The sequence below is a fragment of the Escherichia sp. SCLE84 genome (genome assembly GCF_012584495.1).
Taxonomy (GTDB): domain Bacteria; phylum Pseudomonadota; class Gammaproteobacteria; order Enterobacterales; family Enterobacteriaceae; genus ECMA0423.
Genome location: NZ_CP051430.1, coordinates 1,923,863 through 1,941,471 on the forward strand (window position 1 = coordinate 1,923,863; position 17,609 = coordinate 1,941,471).

Genomic DNA, 17,609 nt, shown 5'->3' on the forward strand with positions numbered 1-17,609 from the left:
CCAGAATAGCAACGACGAAAATGTCCAGGAAAAATCCTGGAGTCAGATTCAGGGTTATTCGTTAGTGGCAGGATTACGAAGCGTGGGGCACAGGAGATACATCTCCAGTAAGATGGCGACGTAATCGCGGGCTTCTTTTTTAAGATCAAAAGATTGCGGGGCAAAGAGCCAGTTTTCCATCAGGCCGGAAATATAGCCGCGCATAATAATTGCTGCCCGACGCGTCATTAAATCCGCAGGCAACATTTTCGCTTCAATACAATGTTTTAACGTTTGTTCTATACGGTCATAACTTTCCAGACAGAGATTACGTTGTGCCTGTTGCACAACAGCCATTTCTCCGACAAATTCGCATTTGTGGAATATAATCTCCATCAATAATCGACGCCGTTCTTCTGTCACCGTGGATTCAAGAACATGAATTAATATCTCTCTTAATACTGAGAGTGGATCGCCAGGGAATTTTGCCTGATACTCAAGCTCTAGTTCACCAATATTGGATTCTGACAGTTCCCAGATCTCACTGAACAAATCCGACTTGTCTTTAAAATGCCAGTAGATTGCACCGCGCGTAACGCCAGCTGCTTTTGCAATCTCGCCCAGCGAGGTGGATGATACCCCCTGCTGTGAGAAAAGACGTAGAGCCACATCGAGGATGTGTTGGCGCGTTTCTTGCGCTTCTTGTTTGGTTTTTCGTGCCATATGTTCGTGAATTTACAGGCGTTAGATTTACATACATTTGTGAATGTATGTACCATAGCACGACGATAATATAAACGCAGCAATGGGTTTATTAACTTTTGACCATTGACCAATTTGAAATCGGACACTCGAGGTTTACATATGAACAAAAACAGAGGGTTTACGCCTCTGGCGGTCGTTCTGATGCTCTCAGGCAGCTTAGCCCTAACAGGATGTGACGACAAACAGGCCCAACAAGGTGGCCAGCAGATGCCCGCCGTTGGCGTAGTAACAGTCAAAACTGAACCTCTGCAGATCACAACCGAGCTTCCGGGTCGCACCAGTGCCTACCGGATCGCAGAAGTTCGTCCTCAAGTTAGCGGGATTATCCTGAAGCGTAATTTCAAAGAAGGTAGCGACATCGAAGCTGGTGTCTCTCTCTATCAGATTGATCCTGCGACCTATCAGGCGACATACGACAGTGCGAAAGGTGATCTGGCGAAAGCCCAGGCTGCAGCCAATATCGCGCAATTGACGGTGAATCGTTATCAGAAACTGCTCGGTACTCAGTACATCAGTAAGCAAGAGTACGATCAGGCTCTGGCTGATGCGCAACAGGCGAATGCTGCGGTAACTGCGGCGAAAGCTGCCGTTGAAACTGCGCGGATCAATCTGGCTTACACCAAAGTCACCTCTCCGATTAGCGGTCGCATTGGTAAGTCGAACGTGACGGAAGGCGCATTGGTACAGAACGGTCAGGCGACTGCGCTGGCAACCGTGCAGCAACTTGATCCGATCTACGTTGATGTGACCCAGTCCAGCAACGACTTCCTGCGCCTGAAACAGGAACTGGCGAATGGCACGCTGAAACAAGAGAACGGCAAAGCCAAAGTGTCGCTGATCACCAGTGACGGCATTAAGTTCCCGCAGGACGGTACGCTGGAATTCTCTGACGTTACCGTTGATCAGACCACTGGGTCTATCACCCTACGCGCTATCTTCCCGAACCCGGATCACACTCTGCTGCCGGGTATGTTCGTGCGCGCACGTCTGGAAGAAGGGCTTAATCCAAACGCTATTTTAGTCCCGCAACAGGGCGTAACCCGTACGCCGCGTGGTGATGCCACCGTACTGGTAGTTGGCGCGGATGACAAAGTGGAAACCCGTCCGATCGTTGCAAGCCAGGCTATTGGCGATAAGTGGCTGGTGACAGAAGGTCTGAAAGCAGGCGATCGCGTAGTAATAAGTGGGCTGCAGAAAGTGCGTCCTGGTGTCCAGGTAAAAGCACAAGAAGTTACCGCTGATAATAACCAGCAAGCCGCAAGCGGTGCTCAGCCTGAACAGTCCAAGTCTTAACTTAAACAGGAGCCGTTAAGACATGCCTAATTTCTTTATCGATCGCCCGATTTTTGCGTGGGTGATCGCCATTATCATCATGTTGGCAGGGGGGCTGGCGATCCTCAAACTGCCGGTGGCGCAATATCCTACGATTGCACCGCCGGCAGTAACGATCTCCGCCTCCTACCCCGGCGCTGATGCGAAAACAGTGCAGGACACGGTGACACAGGTTATCGAACAGAATATGAACGGTATCGATAACCTGATGTACATGTCCTCTAACAGTGACTCCACGGGTACCGTGCAGATCACCCTGACCTTTGAGTCTGGTACTGATGCGGATATCGCGCAGGTTCAGGTGCAGAACAAACTGCAGCTGGCGATGCCGTTGCTGCCGCAAGAAGTTCAGCAGCAAGGGGTGAGCGTTGAGAAATCATCCAGCAGCTTCCTGATGGTTGTCGGCGTTATCAACACCGATGGCACCATGACGCAGGAGGATATCTCTGACTACGTAGCGGCGAATATGAAAGATGCCATCAGCCGTACGTCGGGCGTGGGTGATGTTCAGTTGTTCGGTTCACAGTACGCGATGCGTATCTGGATGAACCCGAATGAGCTGAACAAATTCCAGCTAACGCCGGTTGATGTCATTACCGCCATCAAAGCGCAGAACGCCCAGGTTGCGGCGGGTCAGCTCGGTGGTACGCCGCCGGTGAAAGGCCAACAGCTTAACGCCTCTATTATTGCTCAGACGCGTCTGACCTCTACTGAAGAGTTCGGCAAAATCCTGCTGAAAGTGAATCAGGATGGTTCCCGCGTACTGCTGCGTGATGTGGCGAAGATTGAGCTGGGTGGTGAGAACTACGACATCATCGCAGAGTTTAACGGCCAACCGGCTTCCGGTCTGGGGATCAAGCTGGCGACCGGTGCAAACGCGCTGGATACCGCTGCGGCAATCCGTGCTGAACTGGCGAAGATGGAACCGTTCTTCCCGTCGGGTCTGAAAATTGTTTACCCGTACGACACCACGCCGTTCGTGAAAATCTCTATTCACGAAGTGGTTAAAACGCTGGTCGAAGCGATCATCCTCGTGTTCCTGGTTATGTATCTGTTCCTGCAGAACTTCCGCGCGACGTTGATTCCGACCATTGCCGTACCGGTGGTATTGCTCGGGACCTTTGCCGTCCTTGCCGCCTTTGGCTTCTCGATAAACACGCTAACAATGTTCGGGATGGTGCTCGCCATCGGCTTGTTGGTGGATGACGCTATCGTTGTGGTAGAAAACGTGGAGCGTGTTATGGCGGAAGAAGGTTTGCCGCCAAAAGAAGCTACCCGTAAGTCGATGGGGCAGATTCAGGGCGCTCTGGTCGGTATCGCGATGGTACTGTCAGCGGTATTCGTACCGATGGCCTTCTTTGGCGGTTCTACTGGTGCTATCTATCGTCAGTTCTCTATTACCATTGTTTCAGCAATGGCGCTGTCGGTACTGGTAGCGTTGATCCTGACTCCGGCTCTTTGTGCCACCATGCTGAAACCGATTGCCAAAGGCGATCACGGGGAAGGTAAAAAAGGCTTCTTCGGCTGGTTTAACCGCATGTTCGAGAAGAGCACGCACCACTACACCGACAGCGTAGGCGGTATTCTGCGCAGTACGGGGCGTTACCTGGTGCTGTATCTGATCATCGTGGTCGGCATGGCCTATCTGTTCGTGCGTCTGCCAAGCTCCTTCTTGCCAGATGAGGACCAGGGCGTATTTATGACCATGGTTCAGCTGCCAGCAGGTGCAACGCAGGAACGTACGCAGAAAGTGCTCAATGAGGTAACGCATTACTATCTGACCAAAGAAAAAAACAACGTTGAGTCGGTGTTCGCCGTTAACGGCTTCGGCTTTGCGGGACGTGGTCAGAATACCGGTATTGCGTTCGTTTCCTTGAAGGACTGGGCCGATCGTCCGGGCGAAGAAAACAAAGTTGAAGCGATTACCATGCGTGCAACACGCGCTTTCTCGCAAATCAAAGATGCGATGGTTTTCGCCTTTAACCTGCCCGCAATCGTGGAACTGGGTACTGCAACCGGCTTTGACTTTGAGCTGATTGACCAGGCTGGCCTTGGTCACGAAAAACTGACTCAGGCGCGTAACCAGTTGCTTGCAGAAGCAGCGAAGCACCCTGATATGTTGACCAGCGTACGTCCAAACGGTCTGGAAGATACCCCGCAGTTTAAGATTGATATCGACCAGGAAAAAGCGCAGGCGCTGGGTGTTTCTATCAATGACATTAACACCACTCTGGGCGCTGCATGGGGCGGTAGCTATGTGAACGACTTTATCGACCGCGGTCGTGTGAAGAAAGTTTACGTCATGTCAGAAGCGAAATACCGTATGCTGCCGGATGATATCGGCGACTGGTATGTTCGTGCTGCTGATGGTCAGATGGTGCCGTTCTCGGCATTCTCCTCTTCTCGTTGGGAGTACGGTTCGCCGCGTCTGGAACGTTACAATGGCCTGCCATCCATGGAAATCTTAGGCCAGGCGGCACCGGGTAAAAGTACCGGTGAAGCAATGGAGCTGATGGAACAACTGGCGAGCAAACTGCCTACCGGTGTTGGCTATGACTGGACGGGGATGTCCTATCAGGAACGCCTCTCCGGCAACCAGGCACCTTCACTGTACGCGATTTCGTTGATTGTCGTATTCCTGTGTCTGGCGGCGCTGTACGAGAGCTGGTCGATTCCGTTCTCCGTTATGCTGGTCGTTCCGCTGGGGGTTATCGGTGCGTTGCTGGCTGCCACCTTCCGTGGCCTGACCAATGACGTTTACTTCCAGGTAGGCCTGCTCACAACCATTGGGTTGTCGGCGAAGAACGCGATACTTATCGTCGAATTCGCCAAAGACTTGATGGATAAAGAAGGTAAAGGTCTGATTGAAGCGACGCTTGATGCAGTGCGGATGCGTTTACGTCCGATCCTGATGACCTCGCTGGCGTTTATCCTCGGCGTTATGCCGCTGGTTATCAGTACTGGTGCTGGTTCCGGCGCGCAGAACGCAGTAGGTACCGGTGTAATGGGCGGGATGGTGACCGCAACGGTACTGGCAATCTTCTTCGTTCCGGTATTCTTTGTGGTGGTTCGCCGCCGCTTTAGCCGCAAGAATGAAGATATCGAGCACAGCCATACTGTCGATCATCATTGATACAACGTGTAATCACTAAGGCCGTGCAAGCGGCCTTTTTTATGCATAACCTACGAACATTAAGGAGTAATTGAACCACCAACTCAGGATCTCATACGAAAACCAGTATTAACCACGGATAAAATTCATAAAAAATACTGATTGTTAGTTAATTTATATTAAGTAGCGCTAATAGATTTAATAATCCATAATCATTTAGAGGCTATTCTTAATTATTTGCGGTAATTCTTTATTCATTCCTCGGTTATTACGTCATATTCAGAGCAATCCTGGTATTAGTGTCACCAATTTCATCTGGCGATAATCCTGAAATGTTATGAACAGTTCGAGCAAACTGCTTTTACCTGCTGCGGGTTAGTGCTAGTATGAAAAAGTGAGTCCTGTCCCGATTCCTTCCTAATTGTAATTTTTCGTAATAATGCGATGAAAACCTGCAAAGAGTGGCTTATAGTTAAGCTAACAAACGAGAGGGCAAGTCCAGGTCAGTAAGTTTTTTCCATCCCGAAAGGTGTCCGTTAGTTCAACCACTAAGAAGGGGACGCGTTATGGATGAATACTCACCCAAAAGACATGATATCGCACAGCTTAAGTTTCTCTGTGAAACCCTGTATCATGACTGTCTTGCAAACCTTGAAGAAAGCAATCATGGCTGGGTTAACGACCCAACCTCGGCGATCAACCTCCAGTTGAATGAACTGATTGAGCATATTGCGACCTTCGCACTTAATTACAAAATTAAGTATAATGAAGACAATAAGCTCATTGAGCAGATCGACGAATATCTGGATGACACCTTTATGTTGTTCAGCAGTTATGGTATTAATATGCAGGATCTTCAGAAATGGCGGAAGTCAGGTAATCGACTATTCCGTTGTTTTGTCAATGCGACGAAAGAGAATCCTGCGAGTTTATCTTGTTAGAATTATTACAACCATGGGTAGAAGTATGTCCGAAAAACCTTTAACGAAAACCGATTATTTAATGCGTTTACGTCGTTGCCAGACAATTGACACGCTGGAGCGTGTTATCGAGAAAAATAAATACGAATTATCAGATAATGAACTGGCGGTATTTTACTCAGCCGCAGATCACCGCCTCGCCGAATTGACCATGAATAAACTATACGACAAGATCCCTTCCTCAGTATGGAAATTTATTCGCTAATAAATAATTCGCTTTCGGAGCTATAACCGGCTGTTTATTAAGAATTTTATACTTTTCACCATGAAGACATACCCTATGTGATCTTTATCACACAGATGTAATGGGAACGTTCTCTTCACTGACTTTTCGTCTTACTGTGTTGCCGCATTTTCAGCAACCGGAGGTCAGTAATGAGCACAGAAAAAGAAAAGATGATTGCTGGTGAGTTGTATCGCTCGGCAGATGAGACGTTATCTCGCGATCGCCTGCGCGCTCGTCAGCTTATTCACCGATACAATCATTCCCTGGCGGAAGAGCACACATTACGCCAGCAAATTCTCGCTGATCTATTCGGTCAGGTGACAGAGGCTTATATTGAGCCAACGTTTCGCTGTGACTATGGCTATAACATTTTTCTCGGTAATAATTTTTTCGCCAACTTCGATTGCGTGATGCTTGATGTCTGCCCTATTCGCATCGGTGATAACTGTATGTTGGCACCAGGCGTTCATATCTACACGGCAACACATCCCATCGACCCTGTAGCACGTAATAGCGGTGCTGAACTGGGGAAACCCGTCACCATCGGTAATAACGTCTGGATTGGCGGACGCGCGGTCATTAACCCTGGTGTGACCATTGGTGATAACGTCGTGGTAGCCTCAGGTGCAGTTGTCACAAAAGATGTCCCGGACAACGTTGTCGTGGGCGGTAATCCAGCCAGAATAATTAAAAAATTGTAATCGGTTTTTCGCAACTGTTATGCAAAATTGTGGTAAATCTGTTACTTCCCCTCTACTATTCCCACGTTAAAATAGGGTGTTCCCTGGAAAGTTGCAGATACCACGAAGGCAAACGATGACCGAAATACAACGCCTGCTGACCGAAACGATTGAGTCTCTGAATACCCGCGAAAAACGCGACAACAAACCCCGCTTTAGTATCAGTTTTATCCGTAAACATCCGGGGCTGTTTATCGGTATGTACGTTGCTTTTTTTGCCACCCTGGCGGTGATGTTGCAGTCCGAAACGCTGTCAGGCTCTGTCTGGCTACTGGTTGTATTATTTATCCTGCTTAATGGTTTCTTCTTTTTCGATGTCTACCCACGCTACCGCTATGAAGATATCGACGTGCTGGATTTCCGCGTTTGCTATAACGGCGAATGGTACAACACGCGCTTTGTACCTGCCGCGCTGGTTGAAGCCATCTTGAACTCTCCGCGTGTCGCGGATGTTCATAAGGAACAACTGCAAAAAATGATCGTCCGTAAAGGTGAACTGTCTTTTTACGATATTTTTACCCTCGCTCGCGCCGAATCAACATCTTAAGTTAGGGTTACATACCAGGCGTAAAGCTCTGCGCCTGGTCAAATGACAATGATCGTTTCCACCCATCACTTCATGAAATACCAGCTCTACCTCCTTATCTCCTGCCAGCCTTTTTCCACAATCAGATATACTTTCCCTACACTGTGTTAATAAGGATATGCTGGTGAGAACACGACATCTGGTCGGCCTTATTTCGGGAGTACTGATTCTTTCAGTATTGCTGCCTGTCGGCTTAAGCATCTGGCTGGCCCATCAGCAGGTAGAAACATCGTTTATTGAAGAGCTGGATACCTATTCCTCCCGCGTCGCTATTCGGGCCAATAAGGTGGCGACACAAGGGAAAGATGCGCTGCAAGAGCTGGAAAGATGGCAAGGCGCTGCCTGTAGCGAAGCCCATCTCATGGAAATGCGTCGGGTATCTTACAGTTATCGCTATATTCAGGAAGTGGTTTATATCGATAACAACGTTCCCCAGTGTTCGTCTCTGGAGCATGAAAGTCCGCCCGATACCTTCCCCGAGCCAGGTAAAATTTCGAAAGATGGTTATCGTGTCTGGTTAACATCGCATAACGATTTAGGCATTATCCGTTACATGGTCGCCATGGGAACGGCACATTATGTCGTCATGATCGACCCCGCTTCCTTTATTGATGTCATTCCCTATAGCTCATGGCAAATTGATGCCGCCATTATTGGCAATGCCCATAACGTTGTCATAACCAGCAGCGATGAAATTGCTCAGGGAATTATTACCAGGCTACAAAAAACACCCGGTGAGCATATCGAAAATAATGGAATCATTTACGATATCCTGCCCTTCCCGGAGATGAATATTTCGATCATCACCTGGGCTTCAACGAAAATGTTGCAGAAAGGCTGGCATCGGCAAGTCTTTATTTGGTTACCGCTCGGGTTGGTGATTGGCCTGCTGGCAGCGATGTTTGTGCTGCGTATTTTGCGCCGTATCCAGTCACCGCATCATCGGCTGCAGGATGCTATCGAAAATCGTGATATTTGCGTGCACTATCAGCCGATTGTCTCCTTAGCCAATGGCAAAATTGTCGGTGCTGAGGCACTGGCGCGCTGGCCGCAGACAGACGGTAGTTGGTTGTCACCAGATAGTTTTATTCCGCTGGCACAGCAAACGGGCCTTTCTGAGCCATTGACGCTACTGATTATAAGAAGCGCCTTTGAAGATATGGGCGACTGGCTGCGTCAGCATCCACAGCAGCATATTTCGATCAATCTTGAATCCACCGTGCTCACCTCGGAAAAAATCCCGCAATTGCTGCGTGAAATGATCAATCACTATCAGGTTAATCCCAGACAGATCGCGCTTGAACTCACTGAACGCGAGTTTGCCGATCCGAAAACCAGCGCCCCGATAATTTCTCGCTACCGGGAGGCGGGCCATGAAATTTATCTTGATGATTTTGGTACGGGATATTCAAGTTTAAGTTATTTACAGGATCTGGATGTCGACATTCTGAAGATCGATAAATCTTTCGTTGATGCGCTGGAATATAAAAATGTCACGCCGCATATCATCGAAATGGCAAAAACACTGAAACTGAAAATGGTAGCGGAGGGAATCGAAACCAGTAAACAAGAAGAGTGGCTACGCCAGCATGGCGTGCACTACGGTCAGGGCTGGCTCTACAGCAAGGCATTACCGAAAGAAGATTTCTTACGCTGGGCCGAGCAACATTTGTGAATTTTTGGGCTGACGGCACGCCGCACAGCCCGTCACGCTACCTATTCGTCGATGATTGACTCGAATCCGCCATAGATCATTCGCTTGCCGTCAAACGGCATGGACTCGCCGAACTCTTTCATCCGTGGGTCCGACATCATCTTTTGATTAGCAGCGTCGCGGACCTCTTTTGAAGGGTATTCAATCCAGCTAAAGACAACCTCTTCATTCTCTTCCGCTTTCACCGCCATACGAAAATCGGTCACTTTGCCATCCGGTACATCGCTGGCCCAGCATTCGACAATACGAAGCGCGCCAAACTCTTTAAACAATGGCGCAGCCTTAGCGGCCATTTCCCGATAGGCATCCTTTTTATCGGCAGGAACGGCAACCACAAAACCATCAACATACTTCATCAGACATACCTCCGAAGCGTACTGCGCAGCCAGACAATTCTTGCGACGTCAGTTGTGGTTAAAGTTTAGCCATGTTGGGGTTTTTTGACGAAACGGTGGGAGGCAGAAATGGGTGGGGGCCCTGCCAGCTACATCCCGGCACACGCGTCATCTGCCTTGGCTGCTTCCTTCCGGACCTGACCTGGTAAACAGAGTAGCGTTGCGGGAGAACCAACAGAGCCCCCATTGAGAGCGTTGAGAACCAACGCGCAGGCGCATTATCACTGCTGCCCCGGCTAATTGCAACCCATCGCGTGCCAGATGCTGGTTTCTTGCGCAATGCGACTTCACTCGGGCGTTTTTCCAGATTATGCTGAAAAATTACCTCAGGAAGAAAAGATGGAAAAAGAAGATTCATTTCCCCAACGCGTCTGGCAAATCGTCGCCGCTATTCCCGAAGGCTATGTCACCACTTACGGTGATGTGGCGAAACTGGCGGGATCGCCCCGCGCCGCGCGCCAGGTGGGCGGTGTGTTAAAGCGTCTCCCTGAAGGCAGCACCTTACCCTGGCACCGGGTGGTTAATCGCCACGGCACAATTTCGCTAACCGGACCGGATTTACAGCGTCAGCGACAGGCATTACTGGCAGAAGGTGTGATGGTATCGGGAAGCGGGCAAATCGACTTGCAGCGTTATCGCTGGAACTACTAACCCTCTCCGGGCGGAGAGGGTTAACGTCGCTTAATATTGCGTAGGAGCTGGAACTGCCGAAGACGGATTCACCTGAGTTGGTGAAGTCGAAGGTACGGTAGTCGTTGCACCACCGCTGGCCTGAACCGGCACGGCGGTTTGCTGCACCGGCACCAATGTCAGGTCGGCTTTAGTTCCGCCCTTGTTGATCACCGGCTGAACGGTATCGGTAATAAATACCAGTTTGTCATTCACGGTAATCGCCGCACTCAACAGAATACGCGCGTTCGGCTGAACATCTGCCGGATTAAATGGCAGAACAAAGCTGAATGGTGACTGTTTACCTTCGGTACGCACCGCTTTCTGCGCCAGCACTTTTGACGGTGCATCGGCTAACGACGCGTCAGAAAGTGTCACGGTCAGCACAGCATCAGGCGGCAGTGCGACTTTCTGCCGGATCCAGACGGTACCGGAGACATTCGGTTGCTGGATAGCAGGTTGTTGTGTTGCTGAAATAGACGTATTTGCAGCCGGGGCTGGCGTCTGAATATCCGCGCTTTTATCTGCGCAAGCCGCCAACGCAATCGCAACCGCTAAACCACTGGCCATGTGCACGAGTTTCATTCATTTCTCCTTATTATCAATGCACCAGCGGGCTAACTTTCCTCGCCGGAAGAGTGGTTAACAAAATAGTAACGTCAACAAGTGTGGCACACATCACGCATTTCTGCCTGTAATTAGCCCGTAATTCAGACCATTGCACCCATCGGACCAGTAGCAAATTTGCGTTATACTCAACTCACTTTGGCTTGCTGCGGCAGCTTTGTTACTGGAGAGTTATATGAGTCAGGCGCTAAAAAATTTACTGACATTGTTAAATCTGGAAAAAATTGAGGAAGGACTCTTTCGCGGCCAGAGTGAAGATTTAGGTTTACGCCAGGTGTTTGGCGGCCAGGTCGTGGGTCAGGCCTTGTATGCTGCAAAAGAGACCGTCCCTGAAGAGCGGCTGGTACATTCGTTTCACAGCTACTTTCTTCGCCCTGGCGATAGTAAGAAGCCGATTATTTATGATGTCGAAACGCTGCGTGACGGTAACAGCTTCAGCGCCCGCCGGGTTGCTGCTATTCAAAACGGCAAACCGATTTTTTATATGACGGCCTCTTTCCAGGCACCAGAAGCGGGTTTCGAACATCAAAAAACAATGCCGTCCGCGCCAGCGCCTGATGGCCTGCCTTCGGAAACGCAAATCGCCCAATCGCTGGCGCACCTGCTGCCGCCAGTGCTGAAAGATAAATTCATCTGCGATCGTCCGCTGGAAGTCCGTCCGGTGGAGTTTCATAACCCACTGAAAGGTCACGTCGCAGAACCACATCGTCAGGTGTGGATCCGCGCAAATGGTAGCGTGCCGGATGACCTGCGCGTTCATCAGTATCTGCTCGGTTACGCTTCTGATCTTAACTTCCTGCCGGTAGCTCTACAGCCGCACGGCATCGGTTTTCTCGAACCGGGGATTCAGATTGCCACCATTGACCATTCCATGTGGTTCCATCGCCCGTTTAATTTGAATGAATGGCTGCTGTATAGCGTGGAGAGCACCTCGGCGTCCAGCGCACGCGGCTTTGTGCGCGGTGAGTTTTATACCCAGGACGGCGTACTGGTTGCCTCGACCGTTCAGGAAGGGGTGATGCGTAATCACAATTAAAAAAATAGCCGGAGGTGAAAACCGTCCGGCTGTTTTTTGCAGTGCTTGTTACGCGTTATAGGCATTCTCGCCGTGGCTGTTGACGTCCAGCCCTTCGCGCTCCTGTTCTTCCGGCACACGCAGGCCAACCGTCAGATCCGCCAGTTTGTAGCCAATAAATGCCACCACACCGGACCAGACGATTGTAATGGCGATGCTTTCCAACTGTACCAGCAACTGATGGCCCATCGTCACACCTTCAGCGAAGCCCACGCCGCCCAGCGAACTGGCGGCAAAAATCCCGGTCATGATACAGCCGACAATGCCACAAACGCCGTGCACACCGAAGACATCGCAGGGATCATCCACCCGCAGCAAGCGTTTGAGCATGGTAACGCCCCACAAGCCCGCCAGACCAGCTACCACGCCGATAATCAACGCGCCGCCAACCCCAATGTAGCCACACGCTGGCGTCACGCCGACCAGACCGGCAATCGCGCCAGAACACGCCCCCAGCAGTGAAGGCTTACCACGCAGCGCCCATTCACCGAAGATCCAGCCAAGAATTGCCGCCGCCGTTGCGACCACAGTATTCACAAATGCCAGTGCCGCGATTTCATTCGCCGTGCCCGCTGACCCGGCGTTAAAGCCAAACCAACCGATATAGAGAATGGCAGTCCCGGTGAAGACCATCGGCAGATTGTGCGGTTTAAACGCCTCTTTACCGAAGCCCACGCGTTTGCCTATCAGATACGCGCCCACCAGACCGGCGATTGCTGCGTTAATGTGCACCACCGTGCCACCCGCGAAATCCAGCGCACCGTGAGAAGCCAGCAAACCACCGCCCCACACCATATGCGCAATCGGAATGTAAGAGAGCGTCAGCCATACCACCACGAAAATCAACACAGCTGAGAAGCGGATTCGTTCCGCCAGCGCCCCAACTATCAAGCCTACGGTAATGCAGGCAAACGATCCCTGAAACGCTACGTGGATATACTGATAAATGCTGCCCATCACCGCCGTCAGTTCGATGTTTTTCAGCATCAACCAGTTAACGTTGCCGAAGAAGTTGTTACCCTCACCAAACGCCAGCGAGTAACCGTAAACCACCCAGAGAATACAGACCAGTGCAAATGTCACCGTCACCTGCGTGAGCATCGACAGCACGTTTTTGCCGCGAATCAACCCACCGTAAAACAGGGCAATCCCCGGAATAGTCATAAACAGCACCAGCGCAGTACAAATCATCATAAACGCATTGTCGGCTTTATCGGCCACCGCAGGTGCAGCCATTACCAGTCCCGGCAGCATCGCCAGTGAAGCAAGCCCAGTTTTTATCGTCGCTATCTTCATTTTTCGTTCCTGTTGCTGTGTGCCAGAGATTACAGCGCCGCTTCGTCGGCTTCGCCGGTACGAATACGAATGACGCGTTGCAATTCAGCGACGAAGATTTTGCCGTCGCCAATTTTTCCGGTGTAAGCCGCCTTACTGACGATATCGATCACTTCATCGAGTTGGTCATCAGCAATTGCCACATCAATTTTTACTTTTGGCAGGAAGTTGACGCTGTATTCCGCCCCCCGGTACAGCTCGGCATGCCCTTTCTGACGCCCGAAACCTTTCACTTCGGTGACGGTCAGGCCCTGAATACCAATGGAAGATAACGCTTCACGAACGTCTTCCAGCTTGAATGGTTTGATTATCACGGTCACCAGCTTCATAGATCCCCTCCGGTCAGAATTCGGTAATGGTTCTGCTACACGAAGAAGGTATTGCAAGCGGTGTGCCAGAAATGAAAAACGAGAAAGAGAGCAGGAAGTTAAGAAGATTAAAAATGAAAACGCACTATGACAGTGCACAGTGCGTTACATTTTTGCACCAACGATGAAATATTGCGCTATTCAGGCGCTCAATGATTCTTCTTCACGCACGCTGGCTGCCAGCTCTTCGCCCGCAAGTTGCAGTTGATACATCTGCCAGTAGCGTCCCTGGGCCGCCAGCAGTTGCTGGTGAGTGCCCTGCTCCACGGCTTGCCCACGATGAAGCACCAGAATGGTGTCGGCATCAACAATGGTCGATAAGCGGTGAGCAATCACCACCAGCGTGGTATGTTCACGCACAGCCGCCAGAGCATGTTGAATCGCCTGTTCAGTACCGGAGTCAATGCTGGCGGTTGCCTCATCAAGGATCAGGATTTGCGGCGTCTCCACCAACACGCGTGCCAGTGCCAGCAGTTGCTTTTGCCCGACGGAGAGATTATTCCCCTGCTCGCCCAGCGGCGTATAAATACCATCACTCATGCTGCGCGCCAGCTCCGCCAGTTGCACGGTTTCCAGCGCCTGCCAGACGCGTTCTTCGGAGATATCACGCCCCAGCGTCACGTTGGCGAGGAAGGTATCCGCCAGCACCACCGGATCTTGCTGCACCATTGCCACGCCCTGGCGCAGCGCGCTGTGACTTAGCGAACTTAATGGACGACCATCAAGGCGAATCTCACCTTCCGTTAGCGGGTAATAGCCCATCAATAAACTGGCGAGGGTGCTTTTGCCACTGCCGGTATGCCCGACCAGTGCCACAAAGTTACGCGAAGGCACAGAGAGATTAATGTTCTTTAGCACCAGATTGTCATCGCGATAAGCAAATGACACGTTATCGACTTCGATGGTGCCACTCTGTAACGGGCGATCATCATTGCCATATTGCTGGCGCGGTCCGTCCATCAGTTCAAACACGCGCTCACCAGCAACAACAGCCTGTTGCAGCATCGCCTGTTGCGTGGTCAGTTCGATTAATGGTTCGTTAAGTCGCCCAAGATAGCTGATAAACGCATACAGCACGCCCACTTCAATGGTGCCGCTAGCGGAGAAGCCAAACAGCATCAACAAGCCACAAAGAATGAGCGATGAAAACAGACTCAGCAGCGGACGCAGCAGAAAACCGTCGAGGCGCAGGGTTTGCATCCTGGCCATATAGTGTGAACGACTGGCCTCCCCCATACGTTCGCCAAATCGCGCCTGCTGACGGAACTGCTGGATAACGCTCATGCCATTGATGATTTCGTTGAAGCCGTCGTTGATATCCGCTAGATAGGCGCGCACACGACGGACAATCGGCGTGCTGTAACGCTGGTATATCACCATTACCACCAGCACCACCGGGAAAATCATTATCGCCACCAGCGCCATTCGCCAGTCGAGGCTGAACATCGCCACCAGCATCGCGCCCACCAGTGCGGCGCTACGCAGGACAGTTGCCACTACGGTAACGTAGAGATCGCGGATCACTTCAGTGTCATTAGTGACGCGGGAAATCACCTGCCCGACGGGTTGGGTATCAAACTCGCTTAATGGCTGGCGCAATGCGGCATCCATCACGTCGGTACGCAACTGTTGCACTACGCCTACTGCCGCCCGATTAAACAGCAGCGACTGCGCGTAATGTAGCCCGGCGGCAAACAGTTGTAGCCCAACATACGCCGCAGCCAGCCCTGCAACCATTTTCAACGGCAGGTTATTTTTCGCTACCATATTGTCGATAAAATAGCTGATAAGCAGCGGCCCACTGACTTCTGCCGCTGCCGCAACCCACATCATCAGGACCGCAATCCCCAGCGGTTTACGCCACGGCGAACCGTACGCTAACAGACGCTTGAGAGTCGGCCACAGTTGGCTAAAACTACGCATCGACGGCCTCCTCGCGAATTTCCGGAGCGTCGTCGAGCGCCGCCTCCAGTTGTTGATAGCGATACATATCGCGATACCAGCCGCTTTGTTGCGCCAGCTCATCATGATTGCCACGCTGGGCGATATGTCCGTGCTGCATCACAATAATTTCACTGGCTTCCGTCAGTGCCGAAAGGCGATGGGCACTGATGATTACCGTTCTTCCCTGTCCCCACTGACGCAGGTTATGCAGGATCTGGTGCTCTGTGCGTCCGTCCACCGCCGAAAGCGCATCATCAAGGATGAGGATTTCCGCGTTGACTAATAACGCACGAGCAATAGAGATACGCTGTTTTTGCCCGCCGGAAAGCATCACGCCGCGCTCGCCCACCTCTGTATCGTAACCTTGCGGTAAACGCAAAATATCGTCATGTACGCTGGCTAACCGCGCGACATGCTCAATCTCTTGCTGGGTGGCATTCGGGCAACCCAACGCGATGTTGTTCGCTACGGTGTCGGAAAAAAGGAACGGTGTCTGGCTAACTACCGCCAGGCGGCTACGCCAGCTATCGAGTTGTAACTTCGTCAGAGGAATATCATGAAAGCGAATATCCCCCTCGCTGACGTCGAAATGACGCTGAATGAGCGACAACAGGGTACTTTTGCCGGAACCAGTCGGCCCGCAGATACCCAGCATCTGACCGGGTTTCAGGGCGAAATTGACGTTTTCCAGCGCAGGATGGTCAGTCTGCGGATACGTGAACTGGTGAATATTTACATCAAGTTCGCCACGCCCTTCCGGCACGGGTTCGCTACCATCGTTCACCACCGGCGCTTCCGCCAGCATCGCACGAATACGGCTGTACGCAGCACTACCACGTTCCACAATGTTAAACATCCATGCCAGCGCCAGCATTGGCCAAATCATCAGACCTAAATACATCATAAAACTGGTGAGCTGGCCCAGCGTTAAACTGCCCTGCACCACCATCCAACTACCGCCGCCAATCGCCAGCAAGTTCGCCATACCAATCGCGATATAGATTGTCGGGTCGAAACGAGCATCAATACGCGCCACCCGCATGTTTTTTTTGCCGGTATCTTCGGCATCCGCGGCAAATAACGCCGACTGGCGATCTTCCAGACCAAAGGCTTTGATCATGCGGATACTGGTGAGGCTTTCCTGGGTGCGGTCATTAAGACTGGAAAACGCCGCCTGTGCCAGCTTAAAGCGTTCATGCAAGGCATCGCCGTTGCGCTTAATCATGATCGCCATCACTGGCATCGGCAACAGGGCAAATAAGGTCAACTGCCAGCTAATTTGCGTAGACATCATAATCAACACAGCGCAGCCCATCACCAGTGAATCCACCAGCGTCAGCACCCCTTCTCCGGCGGCAAACACGACGCGATCGACGTCATTGGTCGCACGAGCCATGAGGTCACCCGTGCGATGACGCAGGTAAAACTCAGGATGCTGCCGGCTTAGCTGACGGTAATAATCTTCACGCAGTTCAACAGCCAGTTGATAAGACGCACCAAACAGCAATACCCGCCAGACGTAACGCAGGAAATAAACCACAACGGCAATCAGCACCATGGTGGCGATCCACATCAGGATCTGCCCGGTAGTAAAGTGTTGTTCTGTCACGCCATCGACAACAATACCAACCACTTTTGGCGGAACCAGTTGCAGCATCGCGATAATGACAAGCAAGGCGACAGCCCCGAGATAGCGACGCCATTCCCGACGGAAATACCAGCTTAATTGAGCAAATAATCGCACGCGTTGTGTCCTGACCTG

16 protein-coding genes and 1 other RNA gene are annotated in these 17,609 nt (G+C 51.2%); 9 read left to right on the plus strand and 8 right to left on the minus strand.

Translation table 11 applies throughout. The features are described 5' to 3' along the window. Positions 1-54 precede the first annotated feature (54 nt). Complete coding sequence (gene acrR, locus HGD79_RS09550) at positions 55-702, minus strand: multidrug efflux transporter transcriptional repressor AcrR (protein ID WP_000101737.1); 648 nt, start codon at positions 700-702, stop codon at positions 55-57. 141 nt (positions 703-843) lie between these two features. Here acrR and acrA point away from each other — a divergent pair, with 141 nt between their 5' ends. From acrA to pdeB, 7 genes are all read left to right on the plus strand, one after another. Continuing rightward, positions 844-2,037 carry a multidrug efflux RND transporter periplasmic adaptor subunit AcrA gene (gene acrA, locus HGD79_RS09555; RefSeq protein WP_001295324.1) on the plus strand — a complete coding sequence of 398 codons (1,194 nt, stop codon included), beginning with the start codon at positions 844-846 and terminating at the stop codon, positions 2,035-2,037. 22 nt (positions 2,038-2,059) lie between these two features. Then, positions 2,060-5,209, plus strand: a complete 3,150-nt coding sequence (acrB, locus tag HGD79_RS09560) for an efflux RND transporter permease AcrB (RefSeq protein WP_001132469.1) — start codon at positions 2,060-2,062, stop codon at positions 5,207-5,209. Between the two features lie 545 nt (positions 5,210-5,754). After that, the gene (gene tomB, locus HGD79_RS09565; RefSeq protein WP_000344800.1) at positions 5,755-6,129 is read left to right on the plus strand and encodes an Hha toxicity modulator TomB; all 375 of its coding nucleotides are present in this window, start codon (positions 5,755-5,757) and stop codon (positions 6,127-6,129) included. Positions 6,130-6,154: 25 nt separating this feature from the next. Beyond that, a complete protein-coding gene (locus tag HGD79_RS09570) occupies positions 6,155-6,373 on the plus strand; it encodes an HHA domain-containing protein (RefSeq protein WP_001291435.1) in 219 nt (72 codons plus the stop codon). Positions 6,374-6,543: 170 nt separating this feature from the next. Next, positions 6,544-7,095 carry a maltose O-acetyltransferase gene (gene maa, locus HGD79_RS09575; RefSeq protein ID WP_000102564.1) on the plus strand — a complete coding sequence of 184 codons (552 nt, stop codon included), beginning with the start codon at positions 6,544-6,546 and terminating at the stop codon, positions 7,093-7,095. Between the two features lie 115 nt (positions 7,096-7,210). Then, on the plus strand, positions 7,211-7,681 hold the full coding sequence (locus HGD79_RS09580; protein WP_000136192.1) for a YlaC family protein: 471 nt from the start codon (positions 7,211-7,213) through the stop codon (positions 7,679-7,681). A gap of 163 nt (positions 7,682-7,844) precedes the next feature. Continuing rightward, a complete protein-coding gene (gene pdeB / locus HGD79_RS09585) occupies positions 7,845-9,395 on the plus strand; it encodes a cyclic-guanylate-specific phosphodiesterase PdeB (protein WP_001364591.1) in 1,551 nt (516 codons plus the stop codon). 41 nt (positions 9,396-9,436) lie between these two features. On the opposite strand, the gene HGD79_RS09590 is transcribed toward pdeB, so the two are convergent. Beyond that, entirely contained in the window at positions 9,437-9,790 is a 354-nt protein-coding gene (locus tag HGD79_RS09590; RefSeq protein WP_000878140.1) for a DUF1428 domain-containing protein, read from the minus strand. A 119-nt stretch (positions 9,791-9,909) separates the two neighbouring features. Further along, an RNA gene (gene ffs, locus HGD79_RS09595) (signal recognition particle sRNA small type) lies at positions 9,910-10,006 on the minus strand. Between the two features lie 162 nt (positions 10,007-10,168). Between ffs and HGD79_RS09600 the strand changes: the two genes are divergently transcribed. Beyond that, the gene (locus tag HGD79_RS09600; RefSeq protein WP_000409911.1) at positions 10,169-10,480 is read left to right on the plus strand and encodes an MGMT family protein; all 312 of its coding nucleotides are present in this window, start codon (positions 10,169-10,171) and stop codon (positions 10,478-10,480) included. Positions 10,481-10,510: 30 nt separating this feature from the next. Here the strand turns inward: HGD79_RS09600 and HGD79_RS09605 are convergent, their stop codons facing one another. Beyond that, entirely contained in the window at positions 10,511-11,083 is a 573-nt protein-coding gene (locus HGD79_RS09605; RefSeq protein WP_000779826.1) for a YbaY family lipoprotein, read from the minus strand. 217 nt (positions 11,084-11,300) lie between these two features. On the opposite strand from HGD79_RS09605, the gene tesB reads away from it, so the two are divergent. Beyond that, complete coding sequence (gene tesB, locus HGD79_RS09610; protein ID WP_000075876.1) at positions 11,301-12,161, plus strand: acyl-CoA thioesterase II; 861 nt, start codon at positions 11,301-11,303, stop codon at positions 12,159-12,161. Positions 12,162-12,209: 48 nt separating this feature from the next. On the opposite strand, the gene amtB is transcribed toward tesB, so the two are convergent. The 4 genes from amtB to HGD79_RS09630 form a co-directional block, all read right to left on the minus strand. Further along, positions 12,210-13,496, minus strand: a complete 1,287-nt coding sequence (gene amtB / locus HGD79_RS09615; RefSeq protein ID WP_000685042.1) for an ammonium transporter AmtB — start codon at positions 13,494-13,496, stop codon at positions 12,210-12,212. Between the two features lie 29 nt (positions 13,497-13,525). After that, positions 13,526-13,864 (minus strand): P-II family nitrogen regulator, encoded by a 339-nt coding sequence (gene glnK / locus HGD79_RS09620; protein ID WP_000780338.1) that lies wholly within the window; start codon positions 13,862-13,864, stop codon positions 13,526-13,528. A gap of 180 nt (positions 13,865-14,044) precedes the next feature. Then, positions 14,045-15,826, minus strand: a complete 1,782-nt coding sequence (locus HGD79_RS09625) for a SmdB family multidrug efflux ABC transporter permease/ATP-binding protein (protein WP_001256174.1) — start codon at positions 15,824-15,826, stop codon at positions 14,045-14,047. Then, positions 15,819-17,591 (minus strand): SmdA family multidrug ABC transporter permease/ATP-binding protein, encoded by a 1,773-nt coding sequence (locus HGD79_RS09630; protein WP_001235585.1) that lies wholly within the window; start codon positions 17,589-17,591, stop codon positions 15,819-15,821. The genes HGD79_RS09625 and HGD79_RS09630 overlap by 8 nt, the downstream gene beginning before the upstream one ends. Positions 17,592-17,609 lie beyond the last annotated feature (18 nt).

Bases quoted from the DNA above. Each gene is read 5' to 3' on its own strand.
- HGD79_RS09590 (WP_000878140.1), bottom strand. From the start codon at position 9,790: ATGAAGTATGTTGATGGTTTTGTGGTTGCCGTTCCTGCCGATAAAAAG.
- HGD79_RS09605 (WP_000779826.1), bottom strand. From the start codon at position 11,083: ATGAAACTCGTGCACATGGCCAGTGGTTTAGCGGTTGCGATTGCGTTG.
- acrR (WP_000101737.1), bottom strand. From the start codon at position 702: ATGGCACGAAAAACCAAACAAGAAGCGCAAGAAACGCGCCAACACATC.
- tomB (WP_000344800.1), top strand. From the start codon at position 5,755: ATGGATGAATACTCACCCAAAAGACATGATATCGCACAGCTTAAGTTT.
- HGD79_RS09625 (WP_001256174.1), bottom strand. From the start codon at position 15,826: ATGCGTAGTTTTAGCCAACTGTGGCCGACTCTCAAGCGTCTGTTAGCG.
- maa (WP_000102564.1), top strand. From the start codon at position 6,544: ATGAGCACAGAAAAAGAAAAGATGATTGCTGGTGAGTTGTATCGCTCG.
- acrA (WP_001295324.1), top strand. From the start codon at position 844: ATGAACAAAAACAGAGGGTTTACGCCTCTGGCGGTCGTTCTGATGCTC.
- HGD79_RS09580 (WP_000136192.1), top strand. From the start codon at position 7,211: ATGACCGAAATACAACGCCTGCTGACCGAAACGATTGAGTCTCTGAAT.
- tesB (WP_000075876.1), top strand. From the start codon at position 11,301: ATGAGTCAGGCGCTAAAAAATTTACTGACATTGTTAAATCTGGAAAAA.
- glnK (WP_000780338.1), bottom strand. From the start codon at position 13,864: ATGAAGCTGGTGACCGTGATAATCAAACCATTCAAGCTGGAAGACGTT.
- acrB (WP_001132469.1), top strand. From the start codon at position 2,060: ATGCCTAATTTCTTTATCGATCGCCCGATTTTTGCGTGGGTGATCGCC.
- amtB (WP_000685042.1), bottom strand. From the start codon at position 13,496: ATGAAGATAGCGACGATAAAAACTGGGCTTGCTTCACTGGCGATGCTG.
- HGD79_RS09570 (WP_001291435.1), top strand. From the start codon at position 6,155: ATGTCCGAAAAACCTTTAACGAAAACCGATTATTTAATGCGTTTACGT.
- HGD79_RS09600 (WP_000409911.1), top strand. From the start codon at position 10,169: ATGGAAAAAGAAGATTCATTTCCCCAACGCGTCTGGCAAATCGTCGCC.